Genomic DNA, 23,019 nt, shown 5'->3' with positions numbered 1-23,019 from the left:
AAAAGCAGAGTAAATATATAAAGGAAAAGGAGAGGATTTTGTGTTAAAAGTAGCTATTATCGGTACAGGAGCCATTTCATCAGCTCATATAGACGCCTATTTACAATTTCCCGATCGCTGTAAGATTGTAGCTTTATGTGATATTTATCCGGAGAAGGCAGAAAAGAAGGCGAAAGAATATAAGCTTGATGCAACCATTTATAATGACCATGTACAAATGCTGGACCGAGCAGATATTGATTTAGTTTCCGTTTGTACACCACCTTATACGCATTCAGAAATTACGATTAATTTTCTAGATTCCGGCAAAAATGTGCTGGTTGAAAAACCAATGGCCTCTTCATTAGAGGAGTGTGATGCGATGAATGCAGCTGCTGAAAGAAACAATAAAACGCTATCTGTCATTTCACAAAATCGTTTCCGTACCCCAATGATGAAGCTGAAAAGCGTGCTTGACACTAAACTGATGGGACCTATTGTCCATACACAGGTTGATTCCTTTTGGTGGCGCGGACATTGTTATTATGATTTATGGTGGCGCGGTACCTGGGAAAAAGAAGGTGGGGGTTGTACGTTAAATCATGCTGTGCATCATATTGATATTTTTAAATGGATGAACGGGATGCCATCTGAAGTGACTGCAGTAATGAGTAATGCTTCTCATGACAATGCGGAGGTAGAGGATATTTCTGTCGCTATTTGTCGTTATGATGATGGTAGTCTTGCTCAAATAACAAGCTCTGTCATTCATCATGGGGAAGAACAACAATTAATTTTTCAAGGGAAAAATGCCAGAGTTTCCGTGCCATGGAAGGTAAAAGCTTCGAAATCGAAGACAAATGGCTTCCCAGAAGAGGATCTGGAGTTAGAAGAAAAAATTCAGCATCATTATGATGGACTGAGAGACGTTCGGTACGAAGGGCATACTGGTCAAATTGATGATGTATTGACGGCATTGGAACAAGGAACAACTGTGTTAATCGACGGAAAACAAGGAAGACAAACACTGGAATTGATTTCTGCCATCTATGAATCGGCAAGCACAGGCAAAACAATTAAACTTCCATTAACGAAAGATAACCTATTTTACACAAGAGAAAGCACACAAAAGAATGCAATCCATTTTTATGAAAAGAAAACCGTGATAGAAAACTTTGATGACAATGAAATTACTGTTGGTGGAAAATACGAGTAATAAAAGGAGAAGAAAGTGATGAATAAAAATGATGGCATGAATTATGCACCAAAAGGAAAGGTAAGCAAAGTAGTGGCTGAAGGGGAATTCCGATTTGCAGCGGTTGGTCTGGATCATGGTCATATATATGGAATGTGTAATGGTCTTGTAGAAGCAGGTGGAACTTTAGTTGCCGTTTATGACCCAGGTGTGACACGTTTCTAGCTGAAAAGGTTAGGCATTAGGGGAGTACTTAATACCTTCTAAGAGAACTGATTTCTCGATAGGTGGAATGAAGAGGTAACGCTCTGAAACGCCTGCTCTGATCCTCCGACATGCTTGTTCTAAGGTTAAATAGAAGGGTATGAAGCTCGGTGAAGTCGGCAGAGAGATACCGTAAGTTGACAAAGGGAGAGTCTATTCTTTCACAGTTAATCACGAAAGCTGTCTAGCAGTAGATGGTGTATCCTATATGCCGGGAGTCCATAAAGTATCTATGGTTAGAATGTGTAGCAATACACTGACGAATCTCTGAATGTACGGTTCTATACATAAATGCTGTAGAAATGCAGCAGGTGGCAAGTACGCCATTCGTATGTGTGGGTAAGTAAAAATCTGGCGTTATGAAAGCCCATAACTTGTTACAGGCAAGTTCAAGCATACAGGACCATAGGAGAAACCTAAGGATATATGGAAGGATAGAGAAATTGGAACGTGGAAATCGAAGGATGTGGAGGTATTAACCGACCGAAGAAGCAGTTCAGTATATAAAGGGTGTAACCTATTAAAACTGATTAATCTTTCGAGAGAGTGGAGTCACAGTACCTATGAAACCATGATAACAATTGGTGGAGGGATAGACTCTAGTCGGAAATTTCAAAAGCTTATTATCATAGACAATATGTAAGAGGACTAATATATTTTCTACTTGAAAAAAGCTAATTATTGGGCAGTATGTTGGATTTAGTTTGACTAATTTGGTTGAAAAAAGAGCTTGCTCAAAGTTATTGGCAAAATTTTAATTGTCTATTAATTATTTTGAAATTTTTCGATGGAACGCCGTGTGAGATGAAAGTCTCATGCACGGTGTGAAGTGGGGGAAAAGCTAGAGATAGAATCAAAGGCTTACCTATCACTATATGCTGAAAAAGTGAAAAAGTTTATTGAAACATATCCACAAGCAAGGGCAGCAGCATCCGAAGAGGAAATTTTACAAGATTCAACTATTAATCTTGTTGCAAGTGCAAATATCCCAGTTCAGCGTGGACCGTTGGGGTTACGTGTATTAGATGCAGGAAAACACTATTTTGTTGATAAACCAGCTTTTACAACACTAGAGCAAATTGAGCAGGCGAAGCAAAAAGTAGAAGAGACTGGTCTTAAATGGGGAATTTATTATAGTGAAAGATTGCATGTGGAAAGTGCTGTTTTTGCTGGGCAGTTGATTGAAGAAGGGGCGATTGGCCGAGTTATTTCCGTGATGGGAACAGGACCACATCGTGCAAATCCAGCTAGCAGACCTGACTGGTTTTTTGACCCAGAGCAATATGGCGGGATACTTACGGATATAGGCAGTCATCAAATTGAACAGTTTTTACATTATGCTAATGCGAAAAGTGCGAAGGTTCTCCATAGTAAGGTTGCTAACTATAACTATAAGCAATACCCAGAATTTCAAGATTACGGGGATGCAACCTTGGTTGCGGATAATGGTGCTACCTTCTATTTCCGTGTCGATTGGTTTACTCCAGATGGGCTTGGAACTTGGGGCGATGGACGCGTTACAATTCTTGGAACAGAAGGGTATATCGAAGTCCGAAAATACATTGATATTGCTCGAAGCAAAGATGGTGACCATTTGTATTTAGTAAATGGGGAAGGGGAGAAGCATTTTCAATTAACTGGAAAAGTAGGCTACCCATTTTTTGGTGCCTTTATTTTAGATTGCTTGAATGGAACAGAAAATGCCATGACACAGGAACATGCGTTTACTGCTGCAACCCTTTGTGTAGAAGCTCAGGAAAAAGCAATAAGAATTGAATAGTCTTTGTTATGGGGCGCAAAGAAGGAAGATTCAAACGTGTATACAATAAATCATAAATATTGAAAAAACAAAAACGAAGTCTGACATAAGAATAACGCAAATGAAAACTTCCTATTAAATATAGGGAGTTTTTTTGTGGAACTTGAGAGAATGCGTTATTCTGACTAGGTATAAGTTGTCACGCTATTGTGGAAATGGTAAGATGTATAGATGATACTAGTTTGAAATTAAGGGGAAATGGGTATTTAGTAATCATTTTTCTTCTATAATATATAGTATATGATTTAATGTAAGGATAGGCTTTAAGCTAAATAAGCTTTAAAAATTGATTTTTATGGATGGAATCCTGTATATGTTAACAAAGAAGACAATTATTTTTCATCTTTTTTTAATGAAAAAGAGATAATCTTCCCAATAACTACTGCGATTTCTCATTACAATAGAAAAAGGAGCGTTTTTTAATGCTTGGAATTTTAAATAAAGTATTTGATCAAAACAAACGCGATATTAAGAAATTGGCTAAAATTGCTGATAAGATTGAATTGCTTGCAGATGAAACTGCAGTACTTTCGGACGAGCAATTAAAAGGGAAAACGGAAGAATTTAAAGCACGTTTTCAAAAAGGTGAAACATTAGATGACTTATTGGTAGAAGCTTTTGCTGTCGTTCGTGAAGCAGCAAAGCGTGTACTTGGGCTATATCCATATCCAGTGCAGTTAATGGGGGGAGCATCCCTTCATGACGGGAATATTTCCGAGATGAAAACAGGGGAAGGTAAAACGCTAACTGCGACAATGCCTGTGTATTTAAATGCATTATCTGGTAAAGGTGTTCATGTTGTAACAGTCAACGAATATCTTGCTACTCGTGATGCTGCAGAAATGGGGCAATTATATAATTTCCTTGGTCTAACAGTAGGTCTTAATTTAAACGGTCTATCTAGAGAAGACAAGCAAGCTGCCTATGATGCAGATATAACATATGGAACAAATAATGAATTTGGTTTCGATTATTTGCGTGATAACATGGTTCTTTATAACGAGCAAAAGGTACAAAAACCATTGTATTATGCAGTAATCGATGAAGTGGACTCCATTTTAATTGATGAAGCACGTACACCACTTATCATTTCTGGTTCTGCTCAAAAATCAACACAGCTTTATGTTCGTGCCAATATTTTTGTTAGCAGCTTAAAAGCAGAAAAAGACTATACGTATGATGAAAAAACGAAAGGCGTTCAATTAACAGAAGAAGGAATGTCAAAAGCAGAGCGTGTTTTCCAAATTGAAAACCTATTTGACGTTTCCAATGTTGCGATTAACCATCATATTACTCAGGCCTTAAAAGCTCATGCTAGCATGCATAAGGATGTAGATTATGTCGTTCAAGATGGCGAAATTGTAATTGTTGACCAATTTACTGGCCGTCTAATGAAAGGCCGCCGCTATAGCGATGGCTTGCATCAAGCAATTGAAGCAAAAGAAAGCTTAGAAATTCAAAATGAAAGCATGACCCTTGCAACCATCACATTCCAAAACTATTTCCGTATGTACGAAAAACTAGCGGGGATGACTGGTACGGCGAAAACGGAAGAAGAAGAATTCCGCAACATTTATAATATGAACGTTGTTGTTATTCCGACAAACCGTGAAATCGTTCGTGATGACCGTCCTGATTTAATCTATGCTTCTATGGACGGTAAATTCAGAGCAGTTGGAGAAGACATTGCAGAGCGCCACAAAAAGGGACAACCAGTGCTTGTTGGTACAGTTGCTATTGAAACATCGGAAATCATTTCGAAGTACTTATCGAAAAAAGGTATTCCACATAATATCTTGAACGCGAAAAACCATGAAAGAGAAGCAGAAATTATTGCAACTGCAGGGGAAAAAGGTTCCGTTACGATTGCAACAAATATGGCTGGTCGTGGTACAGATATTAAACTCGGCGAAGGTGTAAAAGAATTAGGCGGTTTAGCAGTTATCGGTACAGAGCGTCATGAAAGTAGACGTATTGATAATCAGCTTCGCGGTCGTTCTGGTCGTCAAGGAGATCCAGGGGTAACGCAATTCTATCTATCCATGGAAGATGAATTAATGCGCCGCTTCGGCTCTGATAATATGAAAAATATGATGTCGAGACTAGGAATGGATGATTCCCAGCCTATTCAAAGCAAAATGGTATCTCGTGCTGTAGAATCTGCACAAAAACGTGTTGAAGGAAATAACTTTGATTCACGGAAGCAATTACTACAATATGATGATGTTCTACGTCAGCAACGTGAGATTATCTACTCCCAACGTAATGAAGTATTAACTTCTGAAAATTTACGTTCGATTGTAGAAAACATGATTAAATCATCATTAGAGCGAAACGTACAAGCACATACTCCAGAAAATGGGGACAGAGAAAGCTGGGATCTACAAGCAATTGTGGACTATGTAAACGGCAATCTTCTGAATGAGGGCGATATAGAAGTAAATGATCTTCGTGGAAAAGAAAGCGATGAAATCGTTGAATTCATTTTCGCGAAAGTTCTACAAAGCTATGATGAAAAAGAAGAGAAGCTTTCACCTGAGCAAATGCGCGAATTCGAAAAAGTTATCGTGCTTCGTGCTGTCGATAGCAAGTGGATTGACCATATTGATCAAATGGATCAATTACGCCAAGGAATTCACCTTCGTGCATATGGACAAATAGATCCGCTTCGTGAATATCAATCAGAAGGCTTCGCAATGTTTGAAGCAATGGTCATTGCCATTGAAGAAGACGTAGCAAAATATATCATGAAAGCAGAAATCCGCAATAATCTGGAAAGGGAAGAAGTGGCAAAAGGCCAAGCAGTAAACCCGAAAGAAGAAGGCGGAGATAAGAAACCTAAGAAAAAACCAGCTGTTAAACAACTAGATATCGGTCGCAATGCACCTTGCTTCTGTGGAAGTGGAAAGAAATACAAAAATTGCCACGGAGCAAATCTATAATAGATTAGTGAGGAGCCTACCTTTTTCAATTAGAAGAGGTAGGCTTTTTTGATTGGGATGGGTGTTGGAATGACTTGCAAGGAAGAGTGTGGGAGTCGCAAGTAAGTGGGTGGAAGTCGCAAGTAAAAGCGGGAGAGTCGCAAGTAAAAGCGGGAGAGTTGCAAGTAAAAGCGGGAGAGTTGCAAGTAAGTGGTTGGAAGTCGCAAGTAAAAGCGGGAGAGTCGCAAGTAAGTGGGTGGAAGTCGCAAGTAAAAGCGGGAGAGTCGCAAGTAAGTGGGTGGAAGTCGCAAGTAAAAGCGGGAAAGTCGCAAGTAAGAGTGGGAAAGTCGCAAGTAAGGTGGGAAGTCGCAAGTAAAAGCGGGAAAGTCGCAAGTAAGAGTCAGGAAGTCGCAAGTAAAAGTACAAAACTCGCAAGTAAACTCTTTAAACTCACAATCATATCTAAGCACCACCATCAAAAGCCTCCACGATTTATCCCCTTCGCCATTAAATTAACAGGAAAACATGCATTTTTTTTCAAAAAGCCATATAATACATAAAGGAAGTAGTAAACTACTTAGAACTATAATTTATATAAAGGGTGACATTAATGGAATTAGCAGATATTCGCAATGAGTTAGAAAAGATAAATGTAACACTAGAAAACTTTAGGGGGTCTCTTTGACTTAGAAAACAAAGAGGCACGTATTGCTGGATTAGAAGATGACATGCTTCATCCAGATTTCTGGAATGATCAGCAGGCAGCTCAAGCAGTTATTTCAGAAAGCAATGCATTAAAGGACCAGGTTCATGAGTTCTATAAATTAGTGGAGACATTTGAAAATATCGAGTTAACATATGAGCTGGTAAAAGAAGAAGATGATGCTGAGCTTCGCGCGGAGTTAGAAGAAGAGCTTACAGAATTAGTCGATAGCTTAAGCCAGTTTGAATTAAATTTATTATTAAGTGGACCATATGATAAAAACAATGCTATCTTGGAACTTCATCCAGGTGCAGGTGGAACAGAGTCTCAAGATTGGGGTAGCATGCTTTTGCGCATGTATACAAGATACGCGGAGAAAAAAGGTTTCAAAGTGGAGACTTTGGACTATTTACCAGGGGACGAAGCTGGGATTAAGAGTGTAACGTTAGCGATTAAAGGACATAACGCATACGGATACTTAAAAGCAGAAAAAGGGGTTCATCGTTTAGTACGTATTTCCCCATTCGATTCCTCTGGCCGCAGACATACAAGTTTCGTTTCTTGTGATGTAATGCCTGAGTTTAACGATGAAATTGAAATCGAAGTTCGCACAGAAGATTTGAAAATTGATACGTATCGTGCAAGTGGAGCAGGTGGACAGCATATTAATACCACTGATTCTGCCGTTCGTATTACACATATTCCAACAGGCGTTGTTGTTTCCTGTCAAACAGAGCGTTCTCAAATTAAAAACAGAGAAACAGCAATGAAAATGTTAAAAGCGAAATTATATCAACGTAAAATTGAAGAACAAGAAGAAAAGCTTGCAGAAATCCGTGGAGAACAAAAGGAAATCGGCTGGGGAAGCCAAATTCGTTCATACGTTTTCCATCCATATTCCATGGTAAAGGATCATCGTACCAATACAGAGGTAGGGAACACACAATCTGTTATGGATGGTGACCTTGATATCTTTGTTAATGCTTATCTACGTTCAAAAATTAATAATGCTTAATGAATAGATCTAGTCATCACTTTGTGATGGCTATTTTTTTTGAAAAAATTGTTCGGTCTATATTCTCTAATAAATAATATATTTAAAAAGGACAGGCGTTTTAAAGGGTGAGGTTAAATGATGATTCACTAAGTAAAACGAATGATATGCTACTCATCCTATATTTTTCTACCAAGAATCTTTTAAAAAGGAGGTACTTCATGGAAATTATCATTGCCATCCTATTAGGAATAGTAGAAGGTTTAACGGAGTTTGCTCCTGTTTCATCAACAGGACATCTTATATTAGTAGCGCATTTGCTGGAATTTACAGGTGAAAAAGCAAAGACGTTTGAAATTATCATTCAATTAGGAAGTATTCTTGCGGTTGTTTTTGTGTTTTGGAGACGAATTTTAAGTGTTCTGGGAATGAAAAAATGGCAAAAGGAAGAGGATGTAGGAACATTAAGTATTTTACATATTGTTATCGGAATGATTCCATTTGGGATAGGTGGCTTATTATTTTATGATTTTATAAAGGAAGTTCTTTTTCGTTCAGGAACGGTCGTGATTACACTTATTATTGGAGGACTGTTGATGCTTGCAGCCGAGAAATGGAAGCCGCAGCTACCAACAGCAGAAACGCTGGATCAGGTTACCTACAGACAAGCTTTTGCAGTAGGGATGTTTCAATGCTTTGCATTGGTGCCAGGCTTTTCTCGTTCTGGTGCTACTTTATCTGGTGGCTTGCTTAGTGGAATGAACCACAAAACAGCATCTGAATTTACCTTTATTATGGCAATTCCCATCATGGCAGCAGCAACTGGAAAGGACTTAATCGAAAGCTGGAGCTATTTATCAACCGAAGATCTTGCTCTTTTCTTGACCGGTTTTTTTACTGCTTTTATTGTTGCTTTATTAGCAATAAAGTTTTTCTTACAGTTAATAAATAAAATTAAACTAGCTCCCTTTGCTTATTATCGATTCGGTCTTGCCATCCTTTTTTGGATTTTTATTTTATAAGCCTTGATGAAAGGCCTCGCAATTTTTTGTGAGGTCAAAAACTGCTGTTTCACCGCTTTACCACGCTAATTTGCCACCATTTACACTTCAATTAATAGATGATATACTCTCTGCTTGGGAAGAATCAAGTTCATATTTTATGGAATTATACATCTAAAAATGTGGGGAATGTGAATCTATTCCTCTCTTTCGTTTGGATTTTTCTATAAAAAAATTGCTGAATATGAAAATAATGTCATATTTTTGAGTACGCTCTTTGTGATTATTGCATAATAAAAAAAGATTGTCGAAGAAGAACGCCAAAGGAATGTGACAGAAACTGACAGGAAAACAGGGGTGTAAAAGAAATGAAAGTACGCGAATATATATACGTGCTAATCGGGTCGGCAATTGTCGCTTTGGCATTTAATTTGTTTTTATTGCCTAATAATATTGCATCTGGGGGAGTAAGTGGGATAAGCACGATTACAAAGGCGATGTTTCAATGGGAACCAGCTTATGTACAATGGGCATTTAATATTCCGTTATTTATATTAGGTGTTCTATTATTGGGAAAAAACTTTGGAGCAAAAACGTTAGTAGGCACTGTGTTTCTACCATTTGTTGTCTATCTTTCAAGAGGATTGGAGCCATGGACAAATGAACCATTACTAGCCGCACTTTATGGCGGGATTTGTATTGGGCTTGGAATTGGCATTGTGTTTAGAGGAAAAGCATCTACTGGTGGAACCGATTTAGCTGCACAGATTATAAACAAATATACAGGGATTTCATTAGGGAAATGTGTGGCTTTAATTGATGGGGTTATTGTTATTACCGCTTCTATCGTGTTTAGTATCGAGCAAGGATTATATGCGTTGATTGCATTATTTGTAACAAGCAAAACTATCGACCTTGTCCAAGTTGGCTTTGGCAGCTCGAAAATGGCTCTTATTATTACTGATAAACAAGATGAGGTACGGGAAGGAATCTTAAATAAAATTGATCGTGGTGTAACTAAATTAACTGCACATGGTGGCTATACTGATTCTGAAAGGCCGATTTTAATGTGTGTGGTAGATCAGTCGCAATTTATGAAGCTAAAGCAGTTGGTGAAATCAATTGATGAAGCGGCATTTGTTGTGGTAACAGACGCTTCAGAGGTGTTAGGTAGAGGGTTTAAATAAATAGATTTTTACAAGAGAGTATCTTTTAGAGAGGATTCATTTATTTTTAAATAGAATCAATCCATGCTAAAAAGGATATTCTCTTTTTTATACAACTATATTTGTCGAATTTTCTTTTTAGAGAGCCTTCTAATTATGTGAATTTTTTGTGTCCAACGAATAAAAGCTCTCTATTATGTAAATAATTCCAATAATAATTTGAGGGATTAGGCATATAATACTATTTATTATAAAAAATGATGAAAAAAAAGGGGAATTCGGTCGATTTGTAGTACTATATTATTAGGGGATGTTGGCGTATGATGAAATCAATAGTACTATATGTTATGTTTGAAAAGAAAATGTAATAATTTTTTACATTAATTTGCCGTATTATGATGATATAATAGCTAAAGTAAGTCAGGGGGACAGCCTGTGAATGATGACAGATTGTCACTTTTAGTCGGTTGAAAGTTGTCGAATTTTGGTTTTTGAATCATATGGACAGTAGAAGGAATAGGTTAGAAAAATTAAACTTATTGCCAGAGGATAAATTCATGAACCAATCACTTCCAAATAACTCTTCTGTGATTCGTTTATGCTTTCAAACTCAAATGCACCTTCTTCGCTTTTTCCATAATCCATACAAAAAATAATTCAGGTGTGATAATAGATGATAGAAATGAAGAATGTAATGAAGAAGTATGCTAACGGCGTAATAGCCGCTAACGGGATAAATGTTAGAATTAATCAGGGTGAATTTGTCTATGTTGTAGGACCGAGTGGCGCAGGTAAGTCTACCTTTATTAAAATGATGTATCGCGAGGAAAAGCCTACACAAGGAAGTATTCGAATTAACGGCATCAACTTAGAAAAATTAAAAGATAAAAAAGTTCCATTGTTAAGAAGAAATATGGGAGTTGTCTTTCAAGATTTTAAGCTTCTTCCTACGTTAACTGTTTTTGAAAATGTTGCCTTTGCATTAGAGGTAATTGAAGAAAATCCTAAATATATAAAGAAAAAAGTCATGGAAACATTAGAATTAGTTGGATTAAAGCATAAAGCAAAGATGCTTCCAACTGAATTATCAGGAGGAGAGCAACAACGTGTATCGCTCGCGCGGTCGATTGTCAATTCCCCTAAACTAGTAATTGCTGATGAACCGACAGGGAATTTGGATCCTGAGACGTCGTGGGAAATCATGAATATTTTTGAGACTATAAATAATAGAGGTACAACGATTGTAATGGCAACACATAACCGTGAAATCGTAAATACGATTAAGCATCGCGTTATCGCCATTGAAGGCGGCAGAATTGTACGTGATGAAACAAGAGGTGAATACGGATATGAAGGCTAGAACAGTAGCTAGACATACAAGAGAAAGTTTTAAAAGCCTTTTTCGTAACGGTTGGATGACATTTGCTTCTGTCAGTGCGGTAACCATCACATTGATCCTTGTTGGTGTATTTTTCGTTATTATGATGAATTTAAATCATGTAGCGACTTCCATTGAAGAAAACGTTGAGATTAGAGTGCATATTGATGTAGCAGCAACAAAAGAAGAACGGAACGCCTTGGAAAAAGAAATAAAGGCACTTCCAGAAGTGGGGAGTGTTACTTTTTCTCCTAAAGGAGAAGAATTAGATAATTTAATTAGTAGTCTTGGGGAAGATGGAGATGCATTTAAGCTCTTCGAACAGGATAATCCGTTAAATGATGTTTTTGTCGTAAAGACGAAGGAACCGCAAGATACTCTAGCTGTTGTAGATAAGATTGAGAAATTTGATCATACTGCAAAGGTAAGGTATGGACAAGGAACGGTAGAAAAGCTTTTTAGTGCGATTGATATGAGTAGAAATGTAGGGATTGTGCTTATCATTGGATTGCTATTTACAGCAATGTTCCTTATTTCCAATACAATTAAAATTACAATTGTAGCAAGAAGAAAAGAAATTGAAATCATGCGTTTAGTAGGTGCTACGAATTGGTTTATCCGCTGGCCATTTTTCTTAGAAGGCATGTGGCTAGGGATAATTGGATCGATTATTCCGATAGCTGCGGTTAGCGCAATTTATTACTATTCGTATCAGTTTTTAATTGCGAAGCTAGCAGGAAGTTATATTCATATTTTAGATTTCACTCCATTTGTATTCCAAGTTGGTGGACTACTTCTTCTAATGGGAGCTGTAATTGGAATTTGGGGTTCTGTTATGAGTATTCGCAAGTTTTTAAAAGTGTAGGTTAGTCGTCGATAAAAAAATTAGTCTTATGGTCAATAGCTTGGAGAACGAGAATTATAGTGCTTCAAGCTATTCTATTTGAAAAAAAACAGAGAGAAAGCAACAATTTACCAAGTTTACTTATTGGTATTCGGGGAAGGAGCATCTACTAGATGAAAAAGAAAGTAGCAAAATTAACACTTGTATCTGCATTAAGTATAAGCAGTATGGTAGCTTATACAGCCTCTACTACATCACCAGCATATGCCCAAAGTTCACTTAGTGAGTTGAATAAGGAAAAAAGTGATATTGAGAATAAGCAAAATAACGTAAAGTCAAAACTAGATGATTCTAGTAATAAATTAAGTGATATTCATTCAGAGCAAGATTCAGTAGAAACAGAGATTGAAAGATTAAATACTTCTATCTCAAGTACACAAGTGAAAATTACTGAGAAAAAAGAACAGATCGCTACTACGAAAGAAGAAGTAGAGAAATTAGAAAAGCAGATTAAAGAAGTGACAGAAAGAATCGAAAAACGAAATGAATTATTGAAGGATCGTGCAAGATCTTATCAGCAAACAGGTGGAATGGTTAATTACCTGGATGTGTTAATGGGGTCACAAAGCTTCAGTGATTTTATTGATAGAGTGGGTGCTGTTGCGACAATCGTCGAAGCAGATCAAACGATAATTAAAGAGCAAGAAGCGGATAAAAAGTTATTGGAACAATCCCAAGCTGAGCTAAAGTCGAAATTAAGCTCACTTGAAACGATGCTTGCTGATCTTGAATCACTTAATTCTCAGTTGAATTCAGAGAAAAAAGAAAAAGATAAATTAATGGCCCAGTTGAATGAAGAAGAACAACACGTACACGCTGAAATGCTTTCCTTAGAAGAGGAAGAACAGCTACTTAAAGATCAACAGGTAGCAATGGAAAAAGCGATACAATTAGAACAGGAAAGACAAGCTGAGCTAGCAAGACAAGCAGCAGAAGCAGAAAAACAGCGAAAAGAAGCAGAAGCAAAGGCTGCTGCTGAAAAAGCTGCTGCGCAAAAATCATCAAACGCTAAATCTAGTTCGAATACAACTACTTCAACTAGTTCATCTAGCGGAAGTTCTTCCCAAAGTGTTTCTAAGCCATCCACTTCTGTATCATCCGGTAACTTTACCCGTCCAGCAGGATCAGGCTATTTATCTTCAGGGCTTGGGCATCGCTGGGGTACTTTCCATGCAGGTGTAGATATTGCAGCCACTGGAGCTGTGCCAATTTACGCGGCTGCAGATGGTGTTGTAATCAGATCTTATCTTTCAAGTAGTTATGGACAAGTTATTTTTATTAGTCATTACATTGATGGACAACAATATACGACGGTCTATGCACATATGAGAGATGGTAGCCGTTTAGTAAATGCTGGAGATGTTGTTTCAAAAGGACAACAAATTGGTACAATGGGTAACACTGGTGATTCTACTGGGCAGCATTTGCATTTTGAATTGCATAAAGGACCTTGGAATCAAGCAAAATCAAATGCTATAAACCCAGTCGGTATTGTTCCATTGTAATAGAATCTGATAGTAATAGTTTATCCGAAATAAAGAGAGCTAAACATAAAACGATAAGTATGATCGTTTACTGGAAACTCTCTCTTTTCTCTTAAACCCGAGTTGAGGGCGTTCATTTTAAGTAAATGAACGCCCTTATTTTGTTGTGAAAGACAGGATACAGGCAGAAAATCGAGTTGCTACTGAAAGCGATAATTTGTATGCTATAATAGATGGAAAGGTTTGTAATAATAAAGGGGTAAGAATATAGATGAGCGAATTGAATGATAAAAATGAATCAATGGATCCAATTGATAAAAATAAGCTTGAATTGGATGAAGAAACACTATTTATTGTTTCTCAAACGTTCAAAGCACTTTCTGACCCTACAAGGATAAAAATCCTTCATTTATTATCCAAAAAACAGCATTCCGTAAATGAAATTGCAGAAAGTCTGAACATGCTCCAATCAACCGTATCGCATCAGCTTAGGTTTTTAAAGAATTTACGCTTAGTAAAATATAAGCGAGAAGGAACAACAATGATTTATTCCTGTGATGACCAACACGTGATGGACGTATTAAAGCAAATGATTGACCATGCAAGACATCATTGACAAGAAACAAATTACGATTTAGGATATTTGAAAGTGAAAATCAAGGCAAACATTATTCCAACCAAATAAACTGTAACAAAAAGAACAGTTATCAAATGCATAACTGTTCTTTTTTTGCGAAAAATTAGAATATGGATTGACACTTTTATAAGACTATTCATATAATATTAATATGAGTATATGTTCATATGTTAACATGGTCAAGTAAATCCATTGAATAATAGATAATAAAATGAAAGTAGGGATAAGATGGGGGAAGAGAAGAGGCTACTGAAAAAAGAATTTACACTAGAAGGCTTGGATTGTGCTAATTGTGCGATGAAAATCGAAAATGGAATTGCCTCCATTAATGGAGTGAGTGAATGTAATGTTAATTTTGCAACTCAAACGTTAAGAATACAGTTAACGGAAACCGAGAAAGAAAGCATTTTAGCAAAAGCAGAAAAAACAATTACAAGACTAGAGCCGCATGTGAAAATGGTGGAAAAAAGAAACAGTACTATAGCTTCCCTCCCACATCATGCACATCACAATGAACATGATCATGAAATAAATGGTCATACTCACGATCATGGAGCGGAAAATACAAGGAAATTAATTGGAAGATTAGTAGCCGGAATGATTGTTGCTGTAGTTGGATTCTTAGCTCCTTTCACTGGAATGATGGAATTTGCCCTTTTCTTTGTGGCCTATTTAATTGTTGGAGGAGAAATTTTATATAGAGCTATAAAAAATATTTTACGCGGGCAAGTATTTGATGAGCATTTTCTTATGGCGATTGCTACATTGGGAGCATTTGCAATTCAAGAATATCCTGAAGGAGTAGCAGTCATGCTCTTCTATCAAATAGGGGAGTTATTTCAGGGAATTGCGGTGAATCGTTCTAGAAAATCAATTACAAGTTTAATGGATATTCGCCCCGATTACGCAAATGTAAAGGAAGGAGATCAATTTAAAAAAATTAGTCCCGAGCAAGTAAAAATTGGAGACATTATTCTCATCAAGCCGGGAGAAAAAATTCCTCTTGATGGACAGGTAATAGAAGGAAGTTCCTCTGTTGATACTTCGGCATTAACGGGAGAATCCATTCCTCGTGATATCGAAATCGGAAATGAAGTACTCAGTGGATTCATTAATAATCATGGTGTATTAACAATTGAGGTAACAAAGAATTTCGGCGAATCAACAGTAACAAAAATATTAGAGCTTGTCCAAAATGCAAGTAGCAAAAAAGCTCCTACTGAAAATTTTATTACGAAATTTGCTAGATATTATACACCAGCAGTAGTAATTGCCGCTGCTTTATTAGCTATCTTGCCACCGCTGATAATAAGTGAGGCAACATTCTCAGACTGGTTATACCGAGCTCTTGTATTCCTTGTCATTTCTTGCCCATGTGCCCTTGTAGTCTCCATCCCGTTAGGCTTCTTTGGAGGAATAGGCGCAGCGTCGAAAAAAGGAATATTAGTAAAGGGAAGTAATTATTTAGAAGCTTTAAACGACATTAAATATGTTGTTTTTGATAAAACAGGTACGTTGACAAAAGGTGTATTTGAAGTAGATTCCATTCATGCGGCTCTTGGATATTCAGAAGAAGATGTTCTTGAATATGCTGCTTATGCAGAAGTGCATTCCAATCATCCAATTGCAAATTCCATAAGAAAGGCATTTCCTGGGAAAGTATTGGAGGAACGCATCGAGGAATATCAGGAATTATCCGGTCATGGAATTATAGTGAAGCTTGATGGAAAAAAAGTGCTAGCGGGTAATCAAAAATTAATGAATAAAGAAAAAATAAACTACTTACCAAATGAAGATGTTGGGACTGTTATTTATGTGGCAGTAAATCAAACATTCATTGGTTCTATTGCTATTTCTGATCAGATAAAAGAAGATGCAAAGAAAGCAATTCAACTTATAAAAGAACAAGGGATTAGAAAAACGGTAATATTAACAGGTGACTCTAAAAAGGTTGGCGACAAGATTGGCTCTCTTTTACAAATAGATGAAGTACATGCAGAATTATTGCCTCAACACAAAGTAGAGAAAATAGAGAAACTTGGTGAACAAAAACAGGCAAAAGAAAAAATTCTCTTTGTTGGAGACGGCATAAATGATACACCTGTTTTAGCAAGAGCGGATGTTGGAATGGCGATGGGCGGGTTAGGTGCAGATGCAGCGATTGAGGCAGCTGACATCGTGATTATGACAGATGAACCTTCTAAGATAGCAACGGCTCTATCTATTGCAAAGCGCACAAGACGAATTGTGTGGCAGAATATTATTTTCGCCTTAGGCATAAAAGTACTCTTTTTACTGCTAGGAGCCTTTGGAATTGCGACTATGTGGGAAGCTGTTTTCTCCGATGTTGGTGTTACTCTACTTGCTGTTTTAAATGCAATGCGGGTATTGCAGGTAAGAGGGCTAGAATGAAAAAAACGGTGCGAAAGCATCGTTTTTTTTTATAAGCACTTATTGAACATTAGGGGGGGGGTGAGCATGCACGGCAGGAGGGGCTGGTTTCAATTTTGGAGCTGGGCCAAATGGAGGAACATCTTTTACATATTGAAAAGTTCCCATGCCATCCATGCTCGGTCCAGATGCCCATCTACCTCCCCCTATTGCATAGATTTGCCCCTTTTCGGTTCGTGTCCATTGGATTAAAAGACAGAATCAATCATAAGTTGTACGAGCCCATCATATACATGAAAGTATCTATTATACAATCGCATGTGGAAGAAGGGACGGTTGAAATGAATCGAAAAATGCTGGCTGTTTACATGGCAGGCTCCTTACTAGTGGGGTCAGGAATGACATATATGGGAATGACTGTTTTAGAAAAAAGACAGGAGGAACATTCAATTGATCAAACAATGGAGACGAATTCTCTTTATAAACTAGATAAAGCCTATCAGTTAATTCTCCAGAATTATGTAGAAAATGTAGACAAGCAGAAGCTAGAGGACGGGGCGATAAGGGGGATGCTGGCTACATTGGAGGACCCATATTCCGTATATATGGATCAAGAGGCGGCAAAGCAATTTGAACAGGCATTAGATTCTTCATTTGAAGGAATCGGAGCGGAAATTAGTATAGAAGAAGACAAAATGATTATTGTTTCCCCAATTAAAGGATCTCCCGCAGAAAAAGCGGGCATTAAACCGCAGGATCAAATTATTTCAGTAGATGGGGAAAGCGTCGAAGGTAAGGACTTAAACGATGTAATCGGCAAGATTAGAGGGGAAAAAGGGACGAAGGTGGAAATAGAGATTAAACGAACAACGGTAGATAAGTCGTTAAAGGTAAAGATTGTTCGAGACGAAGTTCCCCAAGTTACGGTTTATTCAGATATTAAAAAAGATGGTGGTGAAAAGATAGGCTATATCGAAATTACTTCTTTCTCTAAAGATACAGCAAGTGAGTTTGACAAAGCGTTGGGTAGTTTAGAGAAAAACGGAATATCTGGCCTTATCTTGGATGTCCGCGGTAATCCAGGTGGATTACTAACTAGTGTGAATGCAATTGCAGAGCATTTTTTAACAGACAGTAAACCATATGTACAAATAGAGAATCGAAATGGCGATCGGGAACAGTTTTATTCCGATTTATCGAAGGAAAAAGAATATCCAGTCGTCGTGTTGATTGATAATGGAAGTGCTTCTGCATCAGAAATTTTAGCTGCTGCATTGAATGAGGGAGCAGATTATCCGCTAATTGGCGAGAATTCATTCGGGAAAGGGACAGTCCAGCAGCCAATTGATATGGATGATGGAAGCGAAATTAAATTAACTGTTTCAAAATGGCTAACCCCTGATGGGAATTGGATTCATAAACAAGGAATAAAGCCTACTATTGAAGTAAAGCAAACGGATTTGTATCATACACATCCTTTGCAAATTGTAGATTCATTAAAGCTAGAAGATAATGATGAACAAGTCAAATATGCACAAGAAATTCTGACGAGCTTAGGGTTTACAACGGATAGACAAGATGGCTATTATAGCCCGCAAACAGAAGTTGCTGTCAGAGCATTTCAAGAAAAAAATGCGCTTGAGGTAACGGGAATAATTGATACAAAAATGGCTGCGAAGATGGAAGAAGCAGTTAGAAAAGAAAAACAGAAGGAAGAAAATGATATCCAATTACAAACTGCTATACGATATTTGGTTCATTAAAAATCAACAAGAAAAAATCTCCTATTTCACATTGTAGGAGATTTTTTTTTCTTATTTATTTAACACACTATCTTCCAACACTAAGCTTTTATCCCCGTAAATTTTGGTGATATGCGTTTCTCCCCAATTACAAAGAGCATTTAAAATAGGCTCTAGACTTCTCCCATAGTCGCTTAATTCATATTCTACCTTTGGTGGAATTTGTTGATAGATTATCCGATTAATTACGCCATCCTCTTCTAATTCTCTTAATTGTTGTGTGAGCATTTTCTGCGTAATATTCGGCATTAATCGTTTTAGCTCGCTCGTTCTTTTTTTGCCATGTGTTAAGTGACACAAAATCACACACTTCCATTTTCCTCCAATTACTTCTAAAGTCGCTTCAACAGATATATTATATTTTTTATTTTCCATTATATCCTCCATCTATCTTATAGGAACTTTTTTGTACCTATATAACTTTTTGGTTCCTACATTACAAAAAAGTGCGTACTTTTCTATATGGATTATATGATTCATAATAACACTTACCGGTTAAAATGCAAGATGATCAAAAAGTTACCACTAGTGGTTATCGATAAAATTTATAGGAGGAAAAGGAAAGTGAAGCAAAAAAAGAATACTTTCGCTTTAATTGCATTAGCTATTAGTGCTTTTGCAATTGGGACAACTGAATTCATAAGTGTTGGTTTACTCCCTTTAATTTCTGAAGATTTTCATGTAGGGATTACAACAGCGGGGTTAACTGTTTCTATCTATGCACTAGGTGTCACAATTGGGGCACCAGTTTTGACAGCAATTACCGCAAATTTTTCTCGGAAATCTTTATTATTGTGGATTATGATTGTTTTTATTATTGGCAATAGTATGGCTGCATTTGCTCCAAACATTACTATTTTACTTATTGCACGTATTGTATCAGCCTTCGCTCACGGAATATTTATGTCCATTGGTTCTACCATTGCAGCGGATCTAGTAGCAAAAGAAAAAAGAGCAAGTGCTATCTCTATCATGTTCTCTGGATTAACCGTTGCAACAGTAACGGGAGTTCCATTTGGAACATTCATCGGACAACATTTTGGATGGAGATTAGCATTTATCACAATCGTTATTATTGGTATCATCGCCTTTATCGCAAATAGCGTGCTTGTGCCAGGTAATTTATCTAAGGGAGGCCGAGCGACATTTAAAGACCAGTTGCGTTTAGTCACAAATGGACGTCTTTTAATGCTGTTTCTAATTACGGCATTAGGATATGGAGGAACATTTGTTGTTTTCACCTATCTTTCCCCTTTATTACATGAAGTAACAGGGTTTAAACAAAATACAGTCGCAGGAATTTTATTATTGTATGGAGTTGCGATCGCTATTGGAAATATGATTGGGGGCAAGTTATCCAACAAAAATCCGCTTCAAGCGTTATTTTACATGTTTATCATCCAAGCTATTGTACTGTTTGTCTTATCCTTTACGCTTCCATTTAAGGCCATTGGCTTAATAAGTATCCTTTTTATGGGATTATTGGCTTTTATGAATGTTCCGGGCTTACAGGTGTATGTAGTGATGTTAGCAGAACGCTATGTACCTAGTGCAGTAGATGTTGCATCAGCTGTTAATATTGCTGCCTTTAATGCAGGAATTGCTATCGGCTCCTATTTGGGAGGAATTGTAACTAATTCACTTGGATTAATCCATACTTCTTGGGTGGGTGGATTAATGGTTATTGCTGCCATCTTCCTTACTGGTTTTAGTTTAGTTTTAGAAAAAAATTCATTAGAAGAAGGAGTTTTATCACGATGAAAAACTTACAAGATACTATTAAACTATCAAATGGAATAAAAATGCCTTGGTTAGGATTAGGTGTATTTAAGGTTGAAGAAGGCCAAGTTCTTGTAGAAGCTATAAGCTCTGCTATTAAAACTGGCTATCGCAGCATTGACACAGCTGCCATTTATGCGAATGAATCTGGTGTTGGCGAGGGTATTAAAAAGGGAATAGAGGAAGCAGGAATTACACGAGAAGATTTATTTATTACTTCAAAGGTATGGACAGAGGATTTAGGCTATGAAGAAACACTAAAAGCTTATGAAGTAAGCTTAGAAAAAATAGGGCTTAATTATTTAGATTTATATCTTATTCATTGGCCAAAAGAAGGAAAGTATAAAGAAGCATGGAGAGCGTTAGAAACTCTATATAAAGCAGGAAAAGTAAAGGCAATCGGTGTAAGTAATTTTCAAATTCATCATTTAGAGGAATTAATGAAAGATGCAGAAATAAAACCAATGATTAATCAAATCGAATTGCATCCAAGACTAACACAAAAGGGATTAATTGCTTATTGCAAGGAGAAGGGAATTCAAGTCGAAGCATGGTCTCCATTAATGCAAGGTCAACTATTAAATCAACCCGAATTAGTGGAAATTGCATCGAAATATCAAAAATCAGTTGCTCAAGTTATTATACGCTGGGATCTGCAAAATGAAATTGTAACCATTCCAAAATCCGTGAAAGAACATCGTATTATCGAAAACGGGAATGTCTTTGATTTCATGTTAACAAAAGAAGAAATGGATACAATTGATGCATTGAACATGGATCAACGAGTTGGTCCAGATCCAGATAATTTTGATTTTTAATCGAAATATTCTATTACGCTAAATGAACATAGGGGGAAAATTGCATTTTTTTCGATGTTCATTTATTTAAAATGCAAGAGTAAAAGGGGAATGGAGAAAGACTCCATTCCTCTTTGATCTTCATATCAACAATAAATGGATAAGTATATCGAAATATAAAAAATTATAAAATTTATCTGAAACCGAATACAAATTCTTGCTTTTATGTTAGAATACATCTGAAAAACAAGCATCTTAACTAGGAAGGATGAGCTTATGAAAATAGCAATAGCTAGTGATCATGGCGGATATCAGCTCAAAGAAACAGTAAAAGCACATCTACTTAAAACTGATGTAGAAGTAGTAGATTTTGGGTCTCATAGTAGAGAGAGTGTTGATTTTCCAGATTACGCAAAAATGGTTGGCACAAGCATCGTTAATGGAGAGAATCAATTAGGAATTTTGTGTTGTGGAACAGGAATTGGCATGAGTATTGCTGCCAATAAAATCACTGGCATACGTGCAGCGGTTGTCGGCGATGTATTCTCTGCTAAAGCAACAAAGGAACATAATGATAGTAATATCCTTTGTTTAGGCGAAAGAGTTACTGGTGAAGGATTGGCATGCTTAATTGTCGATACGTGGTTAAATGCAGAATTTCTAGGTGGTAGACATGCGAATAGGACCCATTAGCATCAAATTTATTAAATGAAACATATTATAACTTGTACGTACCATTAATAGGTTATACTAAATATGTATGGTTTATTCTTGGGAAGTTGTATGGTATAATGAGTTTGGAAAAAAATATCATTGAGATGAAAAAGTAGAAAAATAATTTTTCTTCAAATGATATGTGCATTTTTTTCTGTATATTTTTATTATTGCCATTTAGTTATTTATAGTTCAGGTTAGGGGGTAAGGTGTTGAAGGTTGGAGTGATTGTGTTAGGTTGTTTGCCTTCAGGAGTAAAACAAATTCTTCATCGTTTATATGAGGATTTATCTCCTACGCATCAACTAGTAGGACTTGAAATAGACAGAGAGTCCGGTGAAATCACTTATACAGAGTTGAAAGAGATTAGTGATGCACCATATTTAAGCCATTCTATCTTAAAGGTAAGCGCTACACCATCAGATTATCAGTGGGATCAAGCATTTGCTCCAGTGGATATGACAGTTGTAATTGGTGATGCGGATGCAAAAGAATTATGGCAAACTTCTATTGCAACGAAAAAAGCCATTCGTACATTATTTGTTCCAGTTTCCATTTCTAATAATATTAGAGGAAATGATTGGACTTTAGGGTATGATACAGCACTTAACAGTATTACTCAGAATGTGTTAAAGGTTCAGGATACCATCCAATCTTTAAAATATGATAAACCAAGATTATTTGGCTTTTCAATTGAGGGGAATGCTTCAACAAATATGCTGCAGGATATTTCGCTTGCGGTGGATGGGAACTATTTAGCAGTTGATTACGAGGAAGAAGAAATTACCGCTTTATGTGACGCAATAACTAAGAGCTATACATATACAAAAACATCTAGTGTCTTAATCTACAGCGAAGCATTAAAAGAAGTAATCCAAGATTCTGTAATCAGCAAGCTTGATGTAGATTGGAAATATACAGAAATTAATGAAGCACTTTGTATGGGAACAAATCCGACAGCTATCGATCGAATCCTTGCAAATGAACTAGCGGATGAAATATTAAGATGGATAAAAAATAATTGTTTAACAGGTGAGCTTGCCGTTCAAAAAGACGGAATTCAATTTAAATAAAAGTTATGCGAAATGCTA

18 protein-coding genes and 2 pseudogenes are annotated in these 23,019 nt (G+C 36.8%); 18 read left to right on the top strand and 2 right to left on the bottom strand.

Annotated elements, in window-relative coordinates; all coding sequences use genetic code 11:
* Positions 1–40: 40 nt before the first annotated feature.
* From RTL21_RS02040 to RTL21_RS01980, 13 genes and pseudogenes are all read left to right on the top strand, one after another.
* Positions 41–1,195 (top strand): Gfo/Idh/MocA family protein, encoded by a 1,155-nt coding sequence (locus tag RTL21_RS02040; RefSeq protein WP_312092801.1) that lies wholly within the window; start codon positions 41–43, stop codon positions 1,193–1,195.
* Positions 1,196–1,213: 18 nt separating this feature from the next.
* Positions 1,214–1,381, top strand: a pseudogene (locus RTL21_RS02035) (Gfo/Idh/MocA family protein); the annotation flags it as partial.
* An 886-nt stretch (positions 1,382–2,267) separates the two neighbouring features.
* Entirely contained in the window at positions 2,268–3,218 is a 951-nt protein-coding gene (locus RTL21_RS02030) for a Gfo/Idh/MocA family protein (RefSeq protein WP_312092799.1), read from the top strand.
* 461 nt (positions 3,219–3,679) lie between these two features.
* Positions 3,680–6,199 carry a preprotein translocase subunit SecA gene (gene secA / locus RTL21_RS02025; RefSeq protein ID WP_312092797.1) on the top strand — a complete coding sequence of 840 codons (2,520 nt, stop codon included), beginning with the start codon at positions 3,680–3,682 and terminating at the stop codon, positions 6,197–6,199.
* 74 nt (positions 6,200–6,273) lie between these two features.
* Positions 6,274–6,738: a hypothetical protein gene (locus RTL21_RS02020; RefSeq protein ID WP_312092795.1), complete on the top strand. Its 465-nt coding sequence runs from the start codon at positions 6,274–6,276 to the stop codon at positions 6,736–6,738.
* 50 nt (positions 6,739–6,788) lie between these two features.
* Positions 6,789–7,896 (top strand): peptide chain release factor 2 gene (prfB, locus tag RTL21_RS02015; RefSeq protein WP_312092883.1). Its coding sequence is split into 2 segments (ribosomal slippage): positions 6,789–6,860 and positions 6,862–7,896, totalling 1,107 coding nucleotides; the frame shifts between segments, so codons are not numbered across the junction.
* Positions 7,897–8,096: 200 nt separating this feature from the next.
* Positions 8,097–8,897, top strand: coding sequence for an undecaprenyl-diphosphate phosphatase (gene bacA, locus RTL21_RS02010; RefSeq protein ID WP_312092793.1), 801 nt, complete (start codon positions 8,097–8,099; stop codon positions 8,895–8,897).
* A gap of 347 nt (positions 8,898–9,244) precedes the next feature.
* Complete coding sequence (locus RTL21_RS02005) at positions 9,245–10,063, top strand: YitT family protein (RefSeq protein ID WP_312092791.1); 819 nt, start codon at positions 9,245–9,247, stop codon at positions 10,061–10,063.
* A 652-nt stretch (positions 10,064–10,715) separates the two neighbouring features.
* A complete protein-coding gene (gene ftsE / locus RTL21_RS02000) occupies positions 10,716–11,402 on the top strand; it encodes a cell division ATP-binding protein FtsE (RefSeq protein WP_312092789.1) in 687 nt (228 codons plus the stop codon).
* Positions 11,392–12,285 carry a permease-like cell division protein FtsX gene (ftsX, locus tag RTL21_RS01995; RefSeq protein WP_312092881.1) on the top strand — a complete coding sequence of 298 codons (894 nt, stop codon included), beginning with the start codon at positions 11,392–11,394 and terminating at the stop codon, positions 12,283–12,285. The genes ftsE and ftsX overlap by 11 nt, the downstream gene beginning before the upstream one ends.
* 152 nt (positions 12,286–12,437) lie before the next feature.
* Positions 12,438–13,829 (top strand): murein hydrolase activator EnvC family protein, encoded by a 1,392-nt coding sequence (locus RTL21_RS01990; RefSeq protein ID WP_312092787.1) that lies wholly within the window; start codon positions 12,438–12,440, stop codon positions 13,827–13,829.
* Positions 13,830–14,079: 250 nt separating this feature from the next.
* Positions 14,080–14,424, top strand: a complete 345-nt coding sequence (locus RTL21_RS01985; RefSeq protein ID WP_312092785.1) for an ArsR/SmtB family transcription factor — start codon at positions 14,080–14,082, stop codon at positions 14,422–14,424.
* 249 nt (positions 14,425–14,673) lie between these two features.
* Positions 14,674–16,857, top strand: coding sequence for a heavy metal translocating P-type ATPase (locus RTL21_RS01980; protein WP_312092783.1), 2,184 nt, complete (start codon positions 14,674–14,676; stop codon positions 16,855–16,857).
* A gap of 39 nt (positions 16,858–16,896) precedes the next feature.
* On the opposite strand, the pseudogene RTL21_RS01975 reads toward RTL21_RS01980, so the two are convergent.
* Positions 16,897–17,037 (bottom strand): annotated as a pseudogene (locus tag RTL21_RS01975) (manganese catalase family protein); the annotation flags it as partial.
* 140 nt (positions 17,038–17,177) lie between these two features.
* On the opposite strand from RTL21_RS01975, the gene RTL21_RS01970 reads away from it, so the two are divergent.
* The gene (locus RTL21_RS01970) at positions 17,178–18,599 is read left to right on the top strand and encodes a S41 family peptidase (protein ID WP_312092879.1); all 1,422 of its coding nucleotides are present in this window, start codon (positions 17,178–17,180) and stop codon (positions 18,597–18,599) included.
* 51 nt (positions 18,600–18,650) lie between these two features.
* On the opposite strand, the gene RTL21_RS01965 is transcribed toward RTL21_RS01970, so the two are convergent.
* Complete coding sequence (locus tag RTL21_RS01965; RefSeq protein ID WP_312092781.1) at positions 18,651–19,013, bottom strand: winged helix-turn-helix transcriptional regulator; 363 nt, start codon at positions 19,011–19,013, stop codon at positions 18,651–18,653.
* 189 nt (positions 19,014–19,202) lie between these two features.
* Between RTL21_RS01965 and RTL21_RS01960 the strand changes: the two genes are divergently transcribed.
* The 4 genes from RTL21_RS01960 (at position 19,203) to RTL21_RS01945 (ending at position 23,001) form a co-directional block, all read left to right on the top strand.
* Complete coding sequence (locus RTL21_RS01960) at positions 19,203–20,399, top strand: MFS transporter (protein WP_312092779.1); 1,197 nt, start codon at positions 19,203–19,205, stop codon at positions 20,397–20,399.
* Positions 20,396–21,235: an aldo/keto reductase gene (locus RTL21_RS01955; protein WP_312092777.1), complete on the top strand. Its 840-nt coding sequence runs from the start codon at positions 20,396–20,398 to the stop codon at positions 21,233–21,235. The genes RTL21_RS01960 and RTL21_RS01955 overlap by 4 nt, the downstream gene beginning before the upstream one ends.
* Positions 21,236–21,490: 255 nt before the next feature.
* Entirely contained in the window at positions 21,491–21,907 is a 417-nt protein-coding gene (gene rpiB / locus RTL21_RS01950) for a ribose 5-phosphate isomerase B (RefSeq protein WP_312092775.1), read from the top strand.
* Positions 21,908–22,137: 230 nt separating this feature from the next.
* Positions 22,138–23,001 carry a 6-phosphofructokinase gene (locus RTL21_RS01945; protein WP_312092773.1) on the top strand — a complete coding sequence of 288 codons (864 nt, stop codon included), beginning with the start codon at positions 22,138–22,140 and terminating at the stop codon, positions 22,999–23,001.
* Positions 23,002–23,019: the final 18 nt, after the last annotated feature.

It is taken from the genome of Niallia sp., assembly GCF_031978665.1.
Taxonomy (GTDB): domain Bacteria; phylum Bacillota; class Bacilli; order Bacillales; family Cytobacillaceae; genus Niallia.
Note: the sequence above shows the minus strand (reverse complement) of the source record. Positions and strands in the feature narration are given on the sequence as shown.

Excerpts from the sequence above, each read along its gene's own strand:
- secA (WP_312092797.1), top strand. The coding sequence starts at position 3,680 with ATGCTTGGAATTTTAAATAAAGTATTTGATCAAAACAAACGCGATATT.
- bacA (WP_312092793.1), top strand. The coding sequence starts at position 8,097 with ATGGAAATTATCATTGCCATCCTATTAGGAATAGTAGAAGGTTTAACG.
- RTL21_RS02005 (WP_312092791.1), top strand. The coding sequence starts at position 9,245 with ATGAAAGTACGCGAATATATATACGTGCTAATCGGGTCGGCAATTGTC.
- ftsE (WP_312092789.1), top strand. The coding sequence starts at position 10,716 with ATGATAGAAATGAAGAATGTAATGAAGAAGTATGCTAACGGCGTAATA.
- ftsX (WP_312092881.1), top strand. The coding sequence starts at position 11,392 with ATGAAGGCTAGAACAGTAGCTAGACATACAAGAGAAAGTTTTAAAAGC.
- RTL21_RS01990 (WP_312092787.1), top strand. The coding sequence starts at position 12,438 with ATGAAAAAGAAAGTAGCAAAATTAACACTTGTATCTGCATTAAGTATA.
- RTL21_RS01985 (WP_312092785.1), top strand. The coding sequence starts at position 14,080 with ATGAGCGAATTGAATGATAAAAATGAATCAATGGATCCAATTGATAAA.
- RTL21_RS01980 (WP_312092783.1), top strand. The coding sequence starts at position 14,674 with ATGGGGGAAGAGAAGAGGCTACTGAAAAAAGAATTTACACTAGAAGGC.
- RTL21_RS01970 (WP_312092879.1), top strand. The coding sequence starts at position 17,178 with ATGAATCGAAAAATGCTGGCTGTTTACATGGCAGGCTCCTTACTAGTG.
- RTL21_RS01965 (WP_312092781.1), bottom strand. The coding sequence starts at position 19,013 with ATGGAAAATAAAAAATATAATATATCTGTTGAAGCGACTTTAGAAGTA.
- RTL21_RS01955 (WP_312092777.1), top strand. The coding sequence starts at position 20,396 with ATGAAAAACTTACAAGATACTATTAAACTATCAAATGGAATAAAAATG.
- rpiB (WP_312092775.1), top strand. The coding sequence starts at position 21,491 with ATGAAAATAGCAATAGCTAGTGATCATGGCGGATATCAGCTCAAAGAA.